Source organism: Rhizobium sp. F40D2 (genome assembly GCF_051810745.2).
GTDB lineage: Bacteria > Pseudomonadota > Alphaproteobacteria > Rhizobiales > Rhizobiaceae > Rhizobium.
Map to the genome: position 1 here is coordinate 312413 of NZ_JBPWQX020000001.1, position 19004 is coordinate 331416.

Genomic DNA, 19004 nt, shown 5'->3' on the forward strand with positions numbered 1-19004 from the left:
TATTACGTTATTGAACATTTAAAGTGAGGACAAAATGGGCGACGCGGTCGAAGCCTCCTGGTTTGCCGAAAAAATAACCGACCGCAGCATCCGGGGGATCGCTCTCGAAACGGGTGCGCTTATCCGTGCCGGCGCCTTGCCCGTCGGCACGCGTCTGCCGGCGATCCGCGATATCGCCTATGAATTGCGTGTCAGCCCGGCAACGATCTCGGAAGCCTGGAGTGAATTGCGGCGGCAGAAGATCATCAGCGGCCGGGGGCGCAACGGTACCTGGGTCAGCGGCGACCGCTTTGTCGCCAAGCCGGAACGTCTCGCGAGTTCGGGAAATTATGCCGCGGGCGTACTCGACCTTACCTCTGCCGGGCCGGATGCAGCGCTTCTTCCCGGTCTGGCCAAAGCAATGGCCCACGGCGCGTCAGCCGCCGACCTCAACAGCTATGAGCGCAGCCGTATCGTGCCGGAGCTGAAGGATGCCATTTCGGAGCGATGGCCCTATGAGGCGGAAGCGTTTCTTGCCACCAATGGCGGTTACAACGCCGTCTACACGGTGTTGCATGCGCTGGTCTCTCCAGGTTCGTCGGTAGCAATTGAACATCCGACCGCGATGCGGCTGCTCGATATCCTGGAAGATCTCGGCGTCAGGATCATTCCCGTCGCCTGCGACAACGACGGTCCCTTGCCGGATTTGCTTTGCGAGGCATTGCGACAGCGGCCGGCAGCCTTCCTGTTTCAGCCGCGGCTGCATTCTGTGACAGGGATTACCGTCAGTGCATCCCGCCTCGATCAGCTCGCAGCCGTGCTGGAGGACAGCGATACGCTAATTATAGAGGACGACGGCGTCGGCGACGTCTCGGCAGCACCTCCGCATTCCCTAGGTGGTCGATTTGCTGAACGGACGATCCATATCCTGTCACACTCCAAAAGCCTCGGACCGGATCTGCGTCTCGCCGTCTTGTCGAGTTCTGCGCCTATTGTCGACCAGATCCAGTCTTACCGCTCCTTCAGCGCCGGCTGGACCAGCCGCATCCTGCAAGGGGCCGCAGCCTGGCTATTGCGTGATCCTGCAAGTTGGTGCCTCATCGCCGAGGCGCGGGACCGCTATCAGCAGAGGCGCGACGCTCTTGCCGATGCGCTCAGCGAACGGGGAATATCGATACCGGCAGGCCAGGGCCTGTGCCTCTGGGTGCCCGTTGTGTCCGAGCCATTTGCGATGGTGACGCTCGCCGCACGCAATATCGCCGTCAATCCGGGCAGCAAGTTCTCCGTCCTGCCAAGCGGTCATATTCGTGTCGCGACCAGCACGCTCAGCGATCGCTGCGAGGAAGTCGCCGATGCGATCGCTCTGGCCCATGCACCATAAAAGGCCGGGACTAAACCCCTAAATTAGAACGCTGATCAGAAACTCTCCAGCAGAAGCCCAAAACTGGGCCGCCATTCGAATACATCGACGCTCCTGTAAACGCCGGCGCGGACGAAGGGATCTCCTGCGCTGAACGTCTGGAACTCGGCGAGCGTTTCGACTTCCGCAATCACCACGGCGGTAGAACCCTTTCCCTCCGCCGGCGGTGCAGAGGGGCCGGAAAGCAGGATGCGGATCGCCGCGCCGTGCAGATAGGCCTTGTGTTGTTCGAGCAATCGGGAACGTTCGGCAGCCTTGCCGGGATCGGACACCGCATAGCGAACAACGATCATCGTCTAGCGTCTCGATGGGCGTCAGCACGAAATCGAAATCGGAGCGCCAGACCGTCGGATGATCGGTACGTTCGAAAGGCGCGATCAGGCTGTTTTTGACACCAAACACCGTATCTGATTCCAGATAGGGATCGTCGCCGACAAAAGTATGGGTTACGAGCTTCTGATAACCTGACGCCGTGATCAGGTAATGGGTATGGGCAGGACGGTAGGAATGGCGGCCGAGGGACGCCAACATCTGGCCGACCGGGCCGTCATCCGGGATCGGATAGGAGACCGGCTTTATCCCGACGAAGCTATAGGTACCATCGGCGCCGGTGACGAAGATGCCCCGGTTGTTCCATTTCGGCTGGAGATCCGGCTGCTGGACATCGTAGAAGCCGTCGGAGTTGTCCGACCATACATCGATTCTGGCTCCCTCGATCGGACTGCCTTCGAGATCCAGCACCCGCCCGATGAAGAGACAGCTCTCGCCCTTACCGTCGAGCGAGATATTTTCACCCATCTGCCGTACGGGCGCCCCTTCGACATGGAACGGTCCAAACACCGTATTTTCCGTAGCGCCCGGCGGACGCCTGTTGTTGATGGCATCCACCAGCATCGAGAAACCCAGCGTATCGCTGAGCAGGATGAACTCCTGCCGCTCGTCATGACAGAGATGGCCGGTACGGGTCAGGAAGCCTATGGCCAGCTCCCATTCCTCCTGGGTCAGGCTGATATCCTTGGCAAAGGCATGCAGATGTTTGACAAGCGATGCCATGAGTTCGGCCAGACGCGGATTAATACCCTGCCCAATCCGCGAGTTGACGGCTTCCACGGATCTTTCTTCGCTGAAATATTCAGGCACGTGGCCATTCTCCTAAAGCGTTAATGCGGCCGCGCGCCCTCCCAGGCGCTCTGCAACAAAGCCCGGATCGCGTCCCGTTCGATCGGGCGCGGGTTCCAGTAGGGGTTCCGGGCGGCGAGTTCCGCCCCGCGGTCCAGGTCGGCTTCCTTCATACCCAGATCTCGCAGCGTCATGGGTGCACCGATCGAGGCGGCAAAATCATAAAGACCGCCGCCCAGCGAGCCGCCGAAAAGATCGGCAGCGGGCTTTAGCGCATCCGTTGCGGCTACAGCATTGTAGGCGGCAGAATGGGGAAGAATGACTGCATGGGTTTCTGCATGCGGCAGATCGAAACTGCCGCCCAGCGTATGGCAAAGCTTGTGATGCAGCGCCATTCCGACTGCACCGAGCACCGTGCCGCACAGCCAGGAACCGTAAAGCGCTTCGCTTCGCGATTCGATGTCCCCGGGCGCATTTACGATTTGCGGTAATGCCTGCTTCAGCGCGCGCAAGCCCTCGATGGCCATCATCGACGAAATTGGATTGCGATCCTGTGCGTAGAGACCTTCGACGGCATGCGCCATTGCATTGAGCCCGCTGCTGACACTGATGTTGACCGGCAGCCCCAATGTCAATTCAGGGTCGTAGATCACCACTTCGGGCAGGATGCCCGGCCCGCGGACCGTCTTCTTCTGGCCGTTCTCTGTCTGGCCGAGGATCGGTGTAACCTCCGACCCCGCATAGGTCGTCGCCACCACGATTTGTGGCGCGTCGTTACGATAGGCGATCGCCTTGCCGAGACCGATCGTCGATCCGCCGCCGATCGCTACGACGCAATCGGCGCCGGCTTCATTGTATGCCGCCATCGCGCGCTCGGTGACATCGACCGGCGTATGCATCGTAGCATCGGCGAATAGTGCCGCCGCAAGCGGGCCGAGGGAAGCGGCGATGCGTTGAGCCTCCGCTTCCTGGTGCTGGGTCGAAAGGATCAGGGCGCGTTTGCCGCCCTGCCCTGCAATCGCCTCGGTGAGACGACTGAGCGAGCCCCTGCCGAAGATGATCTGGGCGGCGCCGACCGTATATCTGAAAGGTGCGACCATGTTATCGATCGAGTTTGAACAGTGAAACGGCATTGGTGCGACCGATCTTCAGACGGTCGGCTTCGGAGATGGTGGCGCTGTCGAACCAGTTTGCGGCGTGGTCGACGTTCTCGAATGGCCAGTCTGCCGAAAACAGAATTCTGTCCGCGCCGATTTCCAGCATAGCATCGATAAGCGATTGCGTGCGGAAATTTCCCGACGTCGTGATGTAGAAATTCTCGTTGAAATAATCGGCAATCGGGCGTTTGGCCGGATAAGTCTTTTCCACCTTGACCCACGCATTCCGGTTGTCGATGCGCCACATCATATATGGCAATCCCTCGCCCATGTGACCGACAATGATCCGCAAAGCCGGATGTTGGTCAAACAGGCCGGATCCCATCAAGCGCAACGCATGAACAGCGGTTTCCTGCGCGAACGCCCATGTCGGACCCATCAGCCAGGAATGGCCGGCATAGATCCGGCTATCCTGCGGCAGCGGGTTGCGCGGATGCAGATAGAAAGGAACGTTGAGTTTTTCGACTTCGGCCCAGAACGGGCGATATTGCGGCAGGTCGTAATAGAGCGGCGTCGTTCCGTCGCCTTCCTGGGAGAAGCCGTTGACCAGTGCGCCGACGAAACCCATCGTTGTCACGCAGCGCTGCAATTCCTGCGTAGCGGTATCCGGATCTTGCAAGGGCAAAGCCGCAAATCCCAGGAAACGGTTCGGGTTCTTAACGCATTGCTCCGCCAGAAAGTCGTTGGCGCGTTTGGAAATCTCCACAGCCTTTGCCTTGTCGGGGATTGCCTGCACGGCTGGAGCGTTCAGCGACAGGATCATTTTCTCGATGCCGTGAGCATCCATCAGCCGCAAACGTTTGTCTTGAATATCGAGAAGACGGGCGGACAGTTCCGTCCAATAGTCGCCCGGCACGAATCCAGCCGAATCCTGCAGCGTCTCGGGAATGGCGAAATGTTCTTCAAGCGCGATCTTGCCCTGCACGATATGCTCTCTTTCCTGTCTTCAATCGAAATAATGAGGGTGGCGGATCAGAATTGCCCTTTGGGCGGAAGGCCGAGCAGCTGCTGACCGACCATGGTGCCGACGGCATCCCAGTTCATGGAAATGTGGCGTCCGACGGCATTGGCATCGCGCCATGCCCGCTGGACGGGGTTGGACATCTGAAGGCCGAGACCGCCTGTCGATGCATTGAGCGCTTCCACGGCCCGAAGGGCGAGGCTGACCGCAAAGGACTGGCTGCGACGGGCGAGAATCCGATCCTCCTCGGTGATCTCGCGGAGACCATCCTCGCGGTCCTGGGCCAGTTGTTGTGCCCGGGCAATATCCCGCAGAATGATTTCGCGGGCGGCATCCACCGATGCGGCGGCTTCGGCCACGCGAAGCTGGATTGTCGGAAATTCCGCGATCTTGTTGTTGCCACCGGCAACTGCACCACGTGTTACACGGGCCCCCATGTGGTCGATATAGCTCTCCAATGCGCCCTTCGCCGCACCGACGGCTGCGCTGCCGAGGCAGAACGGAATCCCCATGAGGAGCGGAATGTTGAAAAGGCCGATACCCTTATAGCCACGCCCGCCGGGCGTTCTGCCGGAGGTCGCATCCGGAAAGCTCAGTATGCGGTATTCCGGAACGAAGACATCCCTGAGGATCAGGCTCTTCGAGCCGGTGCCCGCAAGGCCCACCACATCCCAGGTCTCGGCAATCGTGTAATCGCCGGCGGGAACCAGAAGGAACGTCGGCACAGCACGCACCCCCGCGCCCTTTGGCGGAATGTTCGCCGCGCAGAGCGCCCACTGGGCATTTTCGCATCCGCTCGCAAAGGCCCAATCGCCGGATAGCCGGAAACCACCCTCGACGCGTTCAGCCGTGCGGACCGGCGCATAGGATCCGCAGAGCAGCGCGTCCGGATTGCTGCCCCACACGTCCTGCTGAACCCTCTCATCGAACATGGAAAGCAGCCATTGATGCGCGGAAAGGAGACCGGCAACCCAGCCGGTGGAGGCACAGGCCGACGACAGTTGGATATTTGCATCGACAAGCTCGGCAAACGATCCTTCGTCGCCGCCGAAACGCGCGGGCTTGACGATATCGAAATAGCCGACGGAGCGCAGCAGATCGATATTACGCGCAGGCACACGGCCGGATTTTTCCGTATCGCGCGCGCCGGCACGGATTTCGCCCAGCATCGGGGCGATGCGATCTGCAAGACATGCGTTCTCACCCCGCGCCGAGGCGGGAAACAGGGCAGCTGTATTGTTCATGGAGCGACCTTCAGTTCTGGGATGCAGGAAGTGCGTGCCGTGGCGCGCAATATTTCGAGTTCTCGTACATCAGTGCGATCGTATCTTGGGAAAGGCGTGTATCCACCACCTGCCCGATGAAGATCGTGTGCGTTCCATAGGGAACAGCGCCCGTGCGGCGGCAGATAACGGAGGCATGAGCGGAATCCAGCACCATCATGCCGCGCTCGTGGCGAACCCAGTCGGCAGCGTCGAACCGACGCTCGGGCGCAATCTTGCCGCTAAAACCTTCCGATACGGCTGCTTGCCTGTCGGTCAGAATGCTGACTGCGAATTCCGGCACCTCAAGCAGCATGTCATGCAGATAGGTGCGATTGTTCAGGCAGATGATGAGAGATGGCGGATCCATCGAAAGCGATGTGACGGCGGTTGCCGTCATTCCATGATCCGCACCGTTGCGGCAGGCAGAAATGACCGTCACCGTCGCCGGGAAACGGCGCATGGTCGATCGAAACGCATCGCTGAGGGGTGCGGGGGCCGGCGCGATGCCGAGGGCAGCAGTGGCAGACATGATTTCCTCCCGTGTCTCCTTGGCGTAAAATTATTGCATTTGCAACTATTGTCAATGCAAATCTGGAAGTCGAGCGGGAAAATGTTTGATCTGCCCAACCGTTCTCGGCGGCTGAAAGCCAATCATGTTGTCATCACGGTAATTTAGGTGCATGTCGGAGAGAACGCTCAGCAAGCGCCCCGAATCCCGCCAGCAGACAGAAATATGTACAAACTTACCGATTCAGTCCCCTATCTTCTCAATCGCGCCGGCGTGCGGATCGCCGAGGTGTTCGCGCAGAGAATTGCCGAAGACAATCTCAGCGTGGCGATGTACCGGGTTCTTGCCATGCTCAAGGAGCGCCGGGAGAGCACCCTGGGGGATCTCGCCGATGTCGTCTCTGTTGAGATCTCGACGCTTTCGCGCCTCGTCGGCACGCTGGCCAAGCGCAAACTGGTGTCGAGAACACGTCCGGAAGATAACGGCCGTATTGTGATCGTAAGGCTGACCCCGCAGGGCGAAGCGCTGACGGAAAGGCTCATGCCACTTGCCGTGGAGCTTGAACGCACCGCGGTTCAGGGCATGTCGGCCGAGGAGGTCGCAGCCCTCAAGAATGCGCTGCGCCGCATGCACAGCAACCTGCCGGCAATATCCGCAAAGGGAAAAGTTGCGGTCTGAGAAGTTTGCAGTTGCAAATATTTTATTCGCAAGTATTGAATAGCGTGTCATCGTTGTCTTGACATCGTCCGCTCGCGGGTGAGTCTGGCGCTGGGAGGAACCACGCCGGCAATGATCCAGGAGGATTTGTACATGGATCGGTGCGGGCCTGCCTCTGGCAGGAGCGTACTTCCTGTACTCAATGTATGGGGAGGGAAAATTGGCCATACAAGATCTCGCTATTTTCAACGAACGGGTTCGTAGCCCGAATATCATCATCACCCTTTGCGGTCTGCTGATCCTGTTCGACGGTTATGATTTGATCGTTTACGGCGCTGTCGCGCCGGCGCTGCTCGGTGAAGCAAGCTGGGGCCTGACGCCCGGCATGGTCGGGCGGGCTGCTTCCATTACCCTGTTCGGCATGCTGCTCGGCGCTCTCGTTGCGGGGACACTTGCCGACAGGATAGGCCGTCGCAAGGTCATCATAGGCAGCCTGTTGAGCTTCTCGATTATGATGATCGGCAGCGGTCTTGCACCGAACTTTCTCGTTTTCGAGGCAACACGCTTTCTCGCCGGTCTGGGCCTCGGCGCTCTTTTTCCGACAGTAACCGCGTTGATCATCGAGTTTTCCCCGCCGAAACGGAAGGCGATCGCCTATTCCATTGCTCTTCTGGGTTATCTGGCCGGCGGCATCATCTCGGGTGTGCTCGGAATGTTGCTGATACAGAAATACGGATGGCGTCCATTGATGATCATTGGCGGCGCACCCATCCTGCTTCTGCCTTTCTTCATCCGCCTCATCCCTGAGTCCCCCGAATGGCTGGCAACGAAAAACCGCCAGGCCGAAGCCAACCAGATCGCAAACCAGTACGGACTGCCCAATCCCCTAGCCAGGCCCGTTGCGGCACGCCAGGTCGGCATCCGGTCGCTGTTTTCCGAAGGTCGCCTGCTGCCGACCTTGAACGCATGGGGCATCCACTTTTGTTCCCTTCTGCTGACATTCGGCATGGTCAACTGGCTCCCGACCATTATGAACAAGATGGGCTACGACCTCGGTTCTGCCCTGCTCTTCTCCGTAACCCTCAATCTCGGAGCCGCAGTCGGCCTGCTGATTGGCGCAAGGATTGCCGACCGTGGAAATGTCAAAATCGTCGTGGCAGGTCTGTTTCTTCTTGGAGCCTGCTCGATCTGGTTGCTGACGCAGGTGGATCAGGGCCTCCAGGTTTACGCTCTCGTCGCACTTGCAGGTACGGGAACGATCGGCACGCAGATCCTCGCCAACATTCTCGTTGGAAACCTCTATCCGGTCGAGATCCGCGGAACCGGCCTTGGCTTCTCGCTCGGCATCGGCCGTATCGGAGGCATGATAGGACCGGCCATCGGCGGTGCGGTTCTCGGCGCAGGCCTGGCTCCGCAGTGGAATTTCTACATCTTCGCAACGGTGGGAGCCTTGGGATGCGTCCTCGCGCTCATGACATTGCTGTATTCCAAAAAGGCTGACTGACGGCGAGATTGTCGGCAGGTCTGGCATCCGAACCTGCCGACAACGCAAACTCTGCTGGCAAGGAAAACGTCGACGAAACAAACAGGCTGACGCGGCATAATTCAGTAGAATTGAATGCTCGAAATATCGAAATCGTTGGAAGTACTTGCCTGATTTCCGCATCGAGTATCTTTAAACCTGTAGGGGTAATCCTTACGTCCTCCATCGTCATGTCTATCAAGGCGACACCGATGTGAGACCACTCACGACCACGCCGCCCCTCATCGGGGACTCGGGACGCGCGGTCGTTTTTCCCAGACAATGAGCAGCCCAGGCGTTCGATACACCTTTAGTGCGTCGAACGAACAGGCGCGCCATCTCCCCGTCTTATCAACCAAACAGCAACCGGCGGCCATCGGGTGGAACGAACCCGTGCGCTCATATGAGAAAAAAGATGGAAACCCTGCAATATCTGAGCCCGATGGGATGGAAGGCGATTGAAATCGCCGTCACGTTCATCGTGCTGGCAATCCTGTTCCGGTGGAGCGGCGTGATCCGCTATATCCCCAACGACAGGCTCGGCATTCTCGAAAAGCTCTGGAGTTTTCGCGGCTCCGTCGACAATGGCTTCATTGCGCTCTACGGCGAGGCCGGCTTCCAGCCGGAAGTCGTGCGCGGCGGCCTGCATTTCTTCATGCCGTTCCAGTATGCGATGCATCGCGCCAATCTCGTGACCATTCCACAGGGCCAGATCGGCTATGTCTTCGCCCGTGACGGCGAGCCGCTGCCGCCGACCCAGACGCTTGCCTCGAATGTCGACGCCGATGATTTTCAGGATGTGCGCGGCTTTCTAACAAAGGGCGGCCAGAAGGGGCCGCAGCGCAAGATCCTGCGCGAAGGCACCTATGCCATCAATCTGGCGCAGTTCATCGTGCTGACCGCACAATCGACCTATGCCGTCAACCTGAACGCGTCGGAACAAGGATTGTTTGCCGACATGTCGACGCTGATCAGCGAGCGGAATGGCTTCGAGCCGGTCGTCATTCATGACGCCGAGGACCTGATCGGCGTCGTCACCATCCATGACGGTCCGGCGCTGCCGGATGGCGAGATCATCGCACCGACCGTTGCCAACAACCCTAGGGATGCAAACTTCCACAACAACTTTCAGGATCCGGAGAAGTTTCTCAATGCCGGCGGTTATCGCGGCCGGCAATTGCAGGTGCTAGCCGACGGCAGTTATTTCCTCAACCGCATCTTCGCGACCGTCGAACTTGTGGAGAAGACGATCATCGAGGTCGGCACGGTGGGTGTCGTCGTCTCCTATACCGGCCGGCGAAGCGCGGATATCTCGGGCCAGTCCTATCGCCATGGCGAACTGGTCGAGACCGGCGCACGCGGCGTCTGGTCGACGCCGCTTTTGCCGGGCAAATATGCCTTCAACACCTATGCCGGCAATATCATCATCGTGCCGACCACCAACTTCGTGCTCAAATGGACAAAGGAACAGTTCGGCGAGCACAGGCTGGACGAGAATCTGTCCGAAGTGTCACTGATCACCAAGGATGCGTTCGAACCGGTGCTGCCGCTCTCGGTCGTCGTGCATATCGACTATATGAAGGCGCCCCTCGTCGTGCAGCGTTTCGGCGATATCAAACGGCTGGTCGAACAGACGCTCGATCCGATGGTCTCGGCCTATTTCAAGAACATCGCCCAGACCAAGACCCTGATCGAACTGCTGCAGGAGCGCAGCGAAATCCAGCGCAAATCCGGCGACGAAATGCGCGAGAAGTTTAACTCCTACAGCCTCGAACTGCAGGAAGTGCTGATCGGCACGCCGCGGGCCAGCAACGGCCAGAACAGCATAGAGCAGATCCTGATCCAGCTGCGCGAGCGTCAGATCGCCGTTGAAAAGGTCGAGACCTATAAATTGCAGGAGGCGGCGGCGATCCAGGAGCGTACATTGCGCGAGAAGGAAGCGCTCGCCGAACAGCAGGCCAAGATCACCACATCAGCGCTCACCATTGAGATCAGCGAGAACGAAGGCAAGGCGCAGCTCGCCCGCACCCGCCAGCAGGCGGAAACCATTCAGGTCACCGCCAAGGCAGAGGCCGAGAAAGTGCGCCTGTCAGGCCTCGGCGAGGCCGACCGGATCAAGGCCGTCGCGCTTGCCGATGCCGAACGCATCAAGGCGACCGGTTTTGCCGATGCTCAAAAGGTGCGTGCAATCGGTTTGGCAGAAGCCGAGGCCACGGAGAAGAAGGTTGCGGCCTTCGGTGGACCGGACTATCAGCTCCACTCGCAGGTGCTGATGCGTTTCGCCGAAGCGATCGAAAATGGCAGGCTGCCGCTGGTGCCGCAGATCCAGGTCGGCGGCGCCGGTGGCGAAAAGGGCGCCGCCAATGGCCTTGTGGAAATGATGCTGTCGATGCTGGTCGCCGATCGGCTTGGACGGCCGGCGTCACCGGCTGCGGTGCCGGCGCCGATCGAGCAGCAGTGATGACGGACGGGCCGGCTTTGCCGGCCCGATTTTGCGTATGGCGCTAGAGCATGTCGCGCAAAAGTGTGCCGCGGTTTTGCGATAACGACATGCGTAAAAACAAAGGGTTAAAGCGCTAGGACCGAATCTGAAAGATCGCGACGCGCTGCTTAATGCTTCACTCCGCTTGGTTTCACCCTGCTGGAGAATTGGTGGACGAGCATGATACCCTGCTCGAGGAGCAGCTCGGCCGCCCGCAGATCGCGCGGTGCAAGCTCCCCGGATAGTCCTCGGATCGTATTGGCGATACAGATGGAATTGGCGACGAAGCGGGCGTCGCCCTCCCCTTCGGCCTCCTCGGCGGTTGCCTCCAGGGCGTCGGCGACGGTGTCGAGCAGGCTTGACCGCTCGACCAGCGTCATGTCGTTCAGGGTTTTCGATATGCCGTTCATGATTGTCTCCTCGCGCGTGCCCAAGACGGGTCGCAGCGCCGGTTGTCTCGATTGAGTGAGGCGGCTGTGACTGTCAGATGGAGATGGAAGTCTGCAGAAGCAACGCATGGCTGCCGCGCGCTTCACGCATGCGTGCAGCGAAACGGGCGGCCCAAGCAATCATTTCGCGCCGATCATTCCTGATGCTTCAGGAGGTCGGCAAGCATCGCTCGCTGCCCTTTCAACAGCTTCGTTGTCGCCTCGGCCAGGGAAAACCATCCCGCGCGGTCAACCTCCGGAAAGCTCTTCATCTGGCCTGATCTGGGCGGCCATTCCATTTGAAATTCAGAGCTTCGTATTGCGTTCACGTCCAATGCCGGATCGGCTTCGATCGACCACGCGACGACGATCTTGCCGCCAGGCTGTCGATATTCGCCGAGCGGCGTCACTCTGCCGTCGATGGCGACTCCCAGCTCTTCGGCTGCCTCCCTCATTGCCGCCGCGAGTTCATCCTCTTCTGGCTCGACCAATCCCTTCGGGATCGACCAGACAGCCTCGTCCTTCCCAGCCCAGAAGGGGCCACCCGGATGAACGAGAAGGACTTCGAGGTCGTTGGATACGCGCCGATAGATGAGAAGTCCGGCGCTCCGAACTGCCATCGCGCTACGCCCCTGCTGCGTTCATCATGAGGCCAGACATTCCTCGCAGATGCCGCAGCCGTCATCGTCCATCCATCGACACCGGCGCTTGCAGCAAAGGCAAGCACGGCCATCGGGCTGGTCGTTTGTGTCTTCCGGAGGAATGATCTCGATCGTCGTATCGAAGAGAGTGCCAACCACAAGTTCCACCATCTCGTCGCTCCATCAAGTCTGTTTGACATGAGATAGGGGCGGTTAGCGATGTCGGCAAGTTCTTGACAAGGCCGGTGGCTCAAGTTGTGCGCTTTCACCTTGACGGCGTTTCCCGTGCCGTCGGGCGTGGCGCTTCATCTGCTTGCCGTAATACGGGCGATAACCTTTATCTCGAAGTCGAAGCCGGCGAGCCAGTTGACGCCGAGCGCAGTCCAATTCGGATAAGGTGGCTTGCTGAAGATCTGCTGCTTGACGGCCATGATGGTTGCGAATTGATTTTCAGCGTCGGTGTGGAAGGTGGTGACATCGACGATATCATCGATCGTGCAGCCGGCTGCGCTAAGCGTTGCCTGCAGGTTTTCAAAGGCCAGCCGGACCTGGCGTTCGAAATCGGGCTCGGCTGTTCCATCCGGAAGGCTCCCGACCTGTCCGGACACAAACAGCAGATCACCGGAGCGGATCGCGGCGGAATAGCCGTGCTCCTCGTAAAGAGCGTGCCTGTCAGCGGGAAAGATTGCTTCGCGTTGGGTCATCCTCATCTCTCTTTGTGGCTGGCAACGACCGATCAGCGCGGGGTAACGCTTCACAGGCTTGCGCAATATTTGATATACGGTACGTATGTGTTATCCTGCATACGTGGTGTATGTCAACATCATATACGCGGCGTATGTGAATTTAAGAGGGCTGGATGGCGAGAACACGCAGCGAAACGATGCAGGAAAACCGCGTCAAGTTGATCGCGGCTGCACGAAAGGCTTTCGCGGAAAAGGGGTACGCCGCAGCATCGATGGACGAGCTGACGGCGGACGCCGGACTGACACGGGGCGCGCTTTACCACAATTTCGGCGACAAGCGCGGGCTGCTGGCAGCGGTCGTCGAGCAGATCGATATGGAAATGGCCGCGCGCGCCAAAGATATCGGGGCTCGGGCGGGTAACGATTGGCAAGGCCTACTTGCCGAGGGTGCGGCCTATATCGAGATGGCGCTCAATCCGGAAGTCCAACGCATCGTTCTGCTCGACGGGCCCGCGGTTCTTGGCGATCCCTCGCAATGGCCGAGCCAGAACACATGTCTGCAGGTGACCAAGAGCACCGTCGAGCGCCTGATCGGACAAGGCATCCTCAAGCCGCTTGACGCGGAGGCGACGGCCCGATTGCTGAGCGGCGCAGCGCTTAATGCGGCACTCTGGATCGCCGCCAGCGAAAATCCGCAGAGCGTGCTGCCGAAAGCGGTCAAGGCCTTTCATGCCATGGCGGCAGGGCTGCTTTTGGAGCGTCTGTGATCCGCTGGCTGTACTGACGGCAGGGTTCGCTGCAGGTTAACGTCCAAGGCTGCCGGCGGCGGCGATGATCTCCGCCGCGGTCGGGAAGGCGGAGAGGCTGTTGGGTCCGTCGAGCGCCTCGATTCGTGCCCAGCCGATCGTGCCGTTCGCATTCACCAGGTAGTGCCCGACGAGCTGGGTCGCGTGGTTCTCGAAGATCGCATGATCGGCTTCGACAAGCTCGAAGCCGTCCTTGGCGTTAAGCATCGTGTTGGCTTCCATCGGGTGCAGCGGTTCCGGCAGTTCGCCGGTGGGGTTGATGCGTGCCGTCTGGAACTGCGCCATCGTTGTCCTATAGGGCCATTCTGGCTGCTCGTTGCTCTCATCGGGCAGGAACTCGGCATGCGGCACACCGTAGGCTCGGTGCGTCCGGCAATCCGGGTCACATAGAAGCGTTATCGGCGTCGGCCGGTGGCGGAAATAAAGACGGGCACGTTCCGCCGGCGTGTTGATAACGGCGACGATCGCCACCCCGGCTGCGCGCAGGGTCGGCTCTACGCTGGCAAGCTGTTCCAGCTGACGCCGGCAGAACGGGCAGTGCAGCCCGCGGAAGAACCCGATCAGGAACGGGCGGCCGCTCAAGTCGGCGAAAGAGACCGTTCCGTCGAAGTTGGCCGTGGCCAATGCGAGATCCGGGCGCGGTTTCTCCAGGTTGCAGCGGGCGTTTCTGGTCTCCCATGGAATAGTTCCTTTATCGTATCGTCCGGACGGACGACCGAAATTTCACTATACCACGTGTCGCAAGAAGGCCCAGTGCTCGACCGTGAAACCGCCGAATGGGTTCGGTGCGCCATTTGCGCCGGTCACTCCTTCACCGCCCCGGTCATCGAGGACACGTAATAATCCACGAAGAACGAGTAGAGGATGACCACCGGCAGCGAGCCGAACAGGGCGCCCGCCATCAGCGCCCCCCATTCGAAAACATCGCCGCGCACCAGCTCGGTCAGCACACCCACGGGAATGGTTTTGTTCTCCGATGACTGAATGAAGGTAAGGGCATAGATGAATTCGTTCCAGGATAGCGTGAAGGCGAAGATCCCGGCCGAAATCAGCCCCGGCACGGCGAGCGGCAGGATGATCTTGGTGAGAATCTGCCACCTGTTGGCGCCATCAACCAGTGCGCTTTCCTCCAGCTCGAACGGGATCGAGCGGAAATAACCCATCAGCAGCCAGGTGCAGAAGGGAATGAGAAAGGTCGGGTAGGTGAAGATCAGCGCCAGCCGGGAGTCGTAGATCCCCAACTTGAAGACGATGAAGGCAAGCGGGATGAAGAGGATCGACGGCGGCACGAGATAGGCGAGGAAGATCACCAGGCCGACCGAACGCGAGCCGGTGAAGCGGACGCGTTCGATGGCATAGGCACCCAAGACCGAAGCCACCAGCGAGAGAAAGGTGGAGCAGACCGCCACCAGCATCGTGTTCCACAGCCAGCCCGGATAGGATGTCTCGAGGAACAGGTATTTGATATGCGCCAGCGTCGGCCCCACCACCCAGAACGGGCTGTAATTAGTATAGTCGGTAAGCTGCTCGTTGGGTTTCACCGCGGTGATCGCCATCCAGTAGAACGGGAAGAGCAGAACGAAGACGAAGACGGCCATCGGCAAATTGAGCATCACGATCCGCCGCGGCAGGCGGTTCAGATAGCTCATCCCTTCGGCATTGTCGGTCACGAGCTGATCGACGGTGTTTGCTCGATCGGCGGTGTTTGAATGTGTCGACATCGTCATTCTCCTAATCTTGGCCGCCCTGCTGCCATTTGCGCCGTTGCAGGCCGAAGAAGCTGAACATGATTGCGCCGAGCAGGAAGGGCACCATGGCAACCGCGATGGCCGCACCCTCGCCAAGCTGGCCGCCGGGAATGCCGCGCTGGAACGAGAGCGTCGCCATCAGATGCGTCGCGTTGACGGGGCCGCCCTTGGTCAGCACGTAGATGAGCTGGAAATCCGTAAAGGTGAAAAGCACCGAGAAAGTCATCACGACGGCAATGATCGGCGTCAGCATCGGCAGTGTCACATAGCGGAAACGCTGCCAGCTCGTGGCGCCGTCAAGCGAGGCTGCCTCCTGCAGCGACGCCGGGATCGTCTGCAGCCCCGCAAGCAGCGAGATCGCCACGAAGGGAATGCCGCGCCAGACATTGGCGACGATGACCGATATGCGCGCATTGATCGGATCGCCGAGGAAGTTGATCGGCCCGCTGATCAGCCCAAGCTTCATCAGCGACCAGGAGATGATCGAGAACTGAGAATCGTAGATCCACCAGAAGGCCAGCGCCGAAAGCACCGTCGGCACCACCCAGGGCAGCAGGACGATGGCCCGGAAGAAGGATTTGTAGGGCAGATGCTGGTTGAGCAGCATCGCCAGCCAGAGGCCAAGCGCGAATTTCAGCACCGAGGCGACGGAGGTATAGAGAATGGTGTTGAAGACCGACAGCCAGAAGACGGAGTCATCCATCAGGAACTGGTAGTTCTCCAGCCCGATGAAGATGCCGTCGCGGCCGATCCGGGTATCGGTGAAGCCGAGCCAGACGCCGAGCCCCAGCGGGTAGGTGAGAAAGCAGACAAGGAACACCGCCGCCGGCAGCATGAACAGGAAGCCGAGCACATTGTTGTTCTGCAGGAGCGAAGAGACCGGCCCACGTCCATTCCCCGAATTTGCCATCGACATTGCTTATCTCCAGATCGCGTTTTGGATCTCCCGGAGGAGCTTGCGGCATGCCGAAAGGCCGGCACGCCGCGTACTTTTTGTTTCCATGCATGTCGTTGTCCCGGAACCGCTACCCACTTCCGGGCGACATGCATTAAGCGGGGCTCAGACGCGATAGTAGCGGTTGGCCCGGCGTTCAGCTTCCTTCATCGCATCTTCCGGCGACATCTGGCCGGTAACGGCGGCGGCATACATGTCGACCAGAACATAGTCGGCCATGGTCGCTGCCGAGGCGTAGCCGAGCGGGCCGGCATAGCCGTTCGGGCGCAGTTTTTCCGAAGCGCGCGCATAAGGCGCGTGGACCGGATCGGCCGTCCAGATGGGGTTCTTGGCGAAAGCCTTGAGCGGCTGGCAACAATAGGCGCTGGAGCCCTGGATCCAGGCATTCATCTGGTCGGCCTCCATCATGAACTTGATGTAGGCCTTGGCCGCTTCCGGATATTTGCTGTGCTTGAAGAGAAGCAGCGAGCTCGTCTGGCAAAGCTCGACGCTCTTGCCGACGGGGCCGATCGGGAAGTTCGTCGTGCGGATGTCTTTGGCGATCTCGGCGAGCTTCGGATCGTTCTTGGCCGTGTAGTAGACCGAGACGCCGTTGGCGATCAGCGAGACCTGGCCGGCCAGGAAGGCGCGGTTGTTGTTGACGTCCTGCCAGCTTTCCGTGCCCGGAATGAAGGTCGCGTAGAGCTCCTTGGCATAGTTGATCGAAGCGAGCGTCTCCGGGCTGTTGATCGTCACCTTGCCGCTTTCATCGACCATCATGCCGTTATGGCTCCAGAGCAGCCAATGGGCGTAGTTGTTGCCGTCGCCGACCGCCTTGCCGTGCGGGAAGCCGGCGGGCGTGCCCTTTGCCTTCATCGCCTTGCAAAGCTCGAGGAAGCCTGCGGTATCATTCGGGAACTCGTTGAAACCGGCGGCCTTTACATGGCTGTCTCGATAGACGACGGCATTGCCGATCGCCGTCAGCGGCATGGCGATGAAGGTGTCGCCGCGGGTGGCATAAACCTTCAAACCGTCGTACCAGCCCTCATACTTGTTGCCGAGATAATTGCCGAGTTCGGTGAGATCGACCAGCTTGTCCGGATATTGGTGGGCGTCGTCGAACCAGCACATGATGAGATCAGGGCCGGAGCCGACATTGGCAGCCACCGCAGCCTTAGGGCGGATGTCTTCCCAGCTTTCCTTGTCGATGCGCACCTCGACGCCGGTCGCCTCGGTGAATTTCTTGGTGTTGGCCAGCCAGGCCTCCTCGTCGCCCTTGACGAAGGGCGTCCAGCGCAGCAGGCGAAGGCTGGCACCGCTTTCCGGTGTGTAGGTCGGCTCGGCCTGCGCCAGGGATGGCCGAATACCGAGGCCGGCGGCGCCGGCGACGGCAGCCGAGGCGGCAAGAAAGTCACGTCTTCTGATCCTCATGAGATTCCTCCTCATCAAAAAGCGGGTGCGAATTCTTCGGCGTTCACCTCCCGCTTGGTGAACGACGATCCTTGCATCCCTGAGAGGGGATGCGGCCGGCCTTCAGGCGACGAGAGGGCTCCTCCACCCTCGCCCCGCCGCCGGACGGCGTCAGTCGGTCAATCTCCGGCCGCTCTCGGCATCGAAGAGATGAACATGCGCGGCGTCGATGCCAACGCGCAGGATTTCGCCCGGCCGCGCATTGACGCGCTCGCGGAAGACGCAGCTGACGTCGCTGCCGCCGAGCTTGAGGGTGAGATGCGTCTCGTAGCCGGTCGGCTCGATCACCACGATTTCGCCGGGCAGGCCGTTCGCGTCGAGCAGGATGTATTCGGGGCGAAGCCCGTAAACCAGGTCGCGGCCGATGGCGTCGGCCGGCGGATTGGCAACCGGCAGCGCCGTGCCGTCGGAGGCCCTGAATTGTGTCGGGTTTTCCGGATCGAGCCTGCCCTTGATCATGTTCATCGCCGGCGAGCCGATGAAGCCGCCAACAAAGAGATTGGCCGGCTTGTCGTAAAGCTCGAGCGGCGTGCCGATCTGCTCGACGACGCCGTCATGCATGACGACGATCTTGTCGGCCATGGTCATGGCCTCGATCTGGTCGTGGGTGACGTAAACCGTGGTGGTTTTCAGCCGCTGGTGAAGTTCCTTGATCTCGGCGCGCATGGCGACGCGTAGCTTCGCATCGAGGTTGGACAGCGGCTCGTCGAATAGGAAGACCTCCGGATCGCGCACGATCGCCCGGCCCATGGCGACACGCTGGCGCTGGCCGCCGGAAAGCTGGCGCGGATAACGGTCGAGCAATTTGTCGAGGCCGAGGATACCGGCGGCATATTTCACCCGCTTCTCGGCCTCCGCCTTCGGCGCCTTGTTCAGCATCAGCGAGAAGCCCATGTTCTGCTCCACCGTCATATGCGGATAGAGCGCATAGTTTTGAAACACCATGGCGATGTCCCGGTCCTTTGGCGGCAGCGTGTTGACCACGCGCCCGCCGATCTTGATCTCGCCGCCGGAAATGTTTTCGAGCCCTGCCAGCATCCTCAGAAGGGTCGACTTGCCGCAGCCCGAGGGGCCGACGAGGATGACGAATTCCCCATCGGCAATGTCGATATCCACCCCCCTGATGACAGGATGCACACCGAACGATTTCCGCACATCCGCGAATTGAACACCTGCCATACTCACTCCTCCCAGAAATCGAGCGCTACATGCTTATGTATT

Annotated in this window: 17 protein-coding genes and 2 pseudogenes; 5 read left to right on the forward strand and 14 right to left on the reverse strand. The window is 60.0% G+C overall.

The genetic code is table 11. The features are described 5' to 3' along the window. The first annotated feature begins 34 nt into the window (after positions 1 to 34). A complete protein-coding gene (locus ACS4RS_RS23775; protein WP_439013326.1) occupies positions 35 to 1360 on the forward strand; it encodes an aminotransferase class I/II-fold pyridoxal phosphate-dependent enzyme in 1326 nt (441 codons plus the stop codon). Positions 1361 to 1395: 35 nt separating this feature from the next. Here ACS4RS_RS23775 and ACS4RS_RS23780 read toward each other — a convergent pair whose 3' ends face one another. The 6 genes and pseudogenes from ACS4RS_RS23780 to ACS4RS_RS23805 form a co-directional block, all read right to left on the reverse strand. Then, positions 1396 to 1692: a YciI family protein gene (locus ACS4RS_RS23780; protein ID WP_439013327.1), complete on the reverse strand. Its 297-nt coding sequence runs from the start codon at positions 1690 to 1692 to the stop codon at positions 1396 to 1398. A gap of 10 nt (positions 1693 to 1702) precedes the next feature. Further along, positions 1703 to 2539, reverse strand: a pseudogene (locus tag ACS4RS_RS23785) (dioxygenase family protein); the annotation flags it as partial. Positions 2540 to 2559: 20 nt separating this feature from the next. Then, positions 2560 to 3618 (reverse strand): maleylacetate reductase, encoded by a 1059-nt coding sequence (locus tag ACS4RS_RS23790; RefSeq protein WP_449313999.1) that lies wholly within the window; start codon positions 3616 to 3618, stop codon positions 2560 to 2562. A gap of 1 nt (position 3619) precedes the next feature. Beyond that, a complete protein-coding gene (gene tsdA, locus ACS4RS_RS23795; RefSeq protein ID WP_439013330.1) occupies positions 3620 to 4600 on the reverse strand; it encodes a gamma-resorcylate decarboxylase in 981 nt (326 codons plus the stop codon). A gap of 47 nt (positions 4601 to 4647) precedes the next feature. Further along, positions 4648 to 5880 (reverse strand): acyl-CoA dehydrogenase family protein, encoded by a 1233-nt coding sequence (locus ACS4RS_RS23800; RefSeq protein ID WP_439013331.1) that lies wholly within the window; start codon positions 5878 to 5880, stop codon positions 4648 to 4650. 10 nt (positions 5881 to 5890) lie between these two features. Further along, positions 5891 to 6430, reverse strand: a complete 540-nt coding sequence (locus ACS4RS_RS23805; protein WP_439013332.1) for a flavin reductase — start codon at positions 6428 to 6430, stop codon at positions 5891 to 5893. 204 nt (positions 6431 to 6634) lie between these two features. Between ACS4RS_RS23805 and ACS4RS_RS23810 the strand changes: the two genes are divergently transcribed. The 3 genes from ACS4RS_RS23810 to ACS4RS_RS23820 all read left to right on the forward strand — a co-directional run bounded on the left by ACS4RS_RS23810 (position 6635) and on the right by ACS4RS_RS23820 (position 11049). Continuing rightward, a complete protein-coding gene (locus ACS4RS_RS23810; protein ID WP_439013333.1) occupies positions 6635 to 7087 on the forward strand; it encodes a MarR family transcriptional regulator in 453 nt (150 codons plus the stop codon). Between the two features lie 181 nt (positions 7088 to 7268). After that, positions 7269 to 8570, forward strand: a complete 1302-nt coding sequence (locus ACS4RS_RS23815; protein WP_439013334.1) for an MFS transporter — start codon at positions 7269 to 7271, stop codon at positions 8568 to 8570. 433 nt (positions 8571 to 9003) lie between these two features. Next, on the forward strand, positions 9004 to 11049 hold the full coding sequence (locus ACS4RS_RS23820; protein ID WP_449314000.1) for an SPFH domain-containing protein: 2046 nt from the start codon (positions 9004 to 9006) through the stop codon (positions 11047 to 11049). A gap of 149 nt (positions 11050 to 11198) precedes the next feature. On the opposite strand, the gene ACS4RS_RS23825 is transcribed toward ACS4RS_RS23820, so the two are convergent. From ACS4RS_RS23825 to ACS4RS_RS23835, 3 genes are all read right to left on the reverse strand, one after another. Further along, positions 11199 to 11480 (reverse strand): hypothetical protein, encoded by a 282-nt coding sequence (locus tag ACS4RS_RS23825; RefSeq protein WP_439013335.1) that lies wholly within the window; start codon positions 11478 to 11480, stop codon positions 11199 to 11201. 173 nt (positions 11481 to 11653) lie between these two features. Next, the gene (locus tag ACS4RS_RS23830; protein ID WP_439013336.1) at positions 11654 to 12118 is read right to left on the reverse strand and encodes an NUDIX domain-containing protein; all 465 of its coding nucleotides are present in this window, start codon (positions 12116 to 12118) and stop codon (positions 11654 to 11656) included. Between the two features lie 326 nt (positions 12119 to 12444). Next, positions 12445 to 12843 (reverse strand): RidA family protein, encoded by a 399-nt coding sequence (locus ACS4RS_RS23835; RefSeq protein ID WP_439013337.1) that lies wholly within the window; start codon positions 12841 to 12843, stop codon positions 12445 to 12447. Positions 12844 to 12998: 155 nt separating this feature from the next. Here ACS4RS_RS23835 and ACS4RS_RS23840 point away from each other — a divergent pair, with 155 nt between their 5' ends. Next, positions 12999 to 13592 carry a TetR family transcriptional regulator gene (locus tag ACS4RS_RS23840; protein WP_439013338.1) on the forward strand — a complete coding sequence of 198 codons (594 nt, stop codon included), beginning with the start codon at positions 12999 to 13001 and terminating at the stop codon, positions 13590 to 13592. A gap of 36 nt (positions 13593 to 13628) precedes the next feature. Here ACS4RS_RS23840 and ACS4RS_RS23845 read toward each other — a convergent pair. The 5 genes and pseudogenes from ACS4RS_RS23845 to ACS4RS_RS23865 all read right to left on the reverse strand — a co-directional run bounded on the left by ACS4RS_RS23845 (position 13629) and on the right by ACS4RS_RS23865 (position 18962). Next, positions 13629 to 14310 (reverse strand): annotated as a pseudogene (locus tag ACS4RS_RS23845) (redoxin domain-containing protein). 124 nt (positions 14311 to 14434) lie between these two features. Then, the gene (locus ACS4RS_RS23850) at positions 14435 to 15352 is read right to left on the reverse strand and encodes an ABC transporter permease subunit (RefSeq protein WP_439013339.1); all 918 of its coding nucleotides are present in this window, start codon (positions 15350 to 15352) and stop codon (positions 14435 to 14437) included. A 10-nt stretch (positions 15353 to 15362) separates the two neighbouring features. Continuing rightward, complete coding sequence (locus ACS4RS_RS23855) at positions 15363 to 16295, reverse strand: ABC transporter permease subunit (protein WP_439013340.1); 933 nt, start codon at positions 16293 to 16295, stop codon at positions 15363 to 15365. 144 nt (positions 16296 to 16439) lie between these two features. Further along, complete coding sequence (locus ACS4RS_RS23860; protein WP_439013341.1) at positions 16440 to 17744, reverse strand: extracellular solute-binding protein; 1305 nt, start codon at positions 17742 to 17744, stop codon at positions 16440 to 16442. A 150-nt stretch (positions 17745 to 17894) separates the two neighbouring features. Continuing rightward, positions 17895 to 18962, reverse strand: a complete 1068-nt coding sequence (locus tag ACS4RS_RS23865) for an ABC transporter ATP-binding protein (protein ID WP_449314001.1) — start codon at positions 18960 to 18962, stop codon at positions 17895 to 17897. Positions 18963 to 19004: the final 42 nt, after the last annotated feature.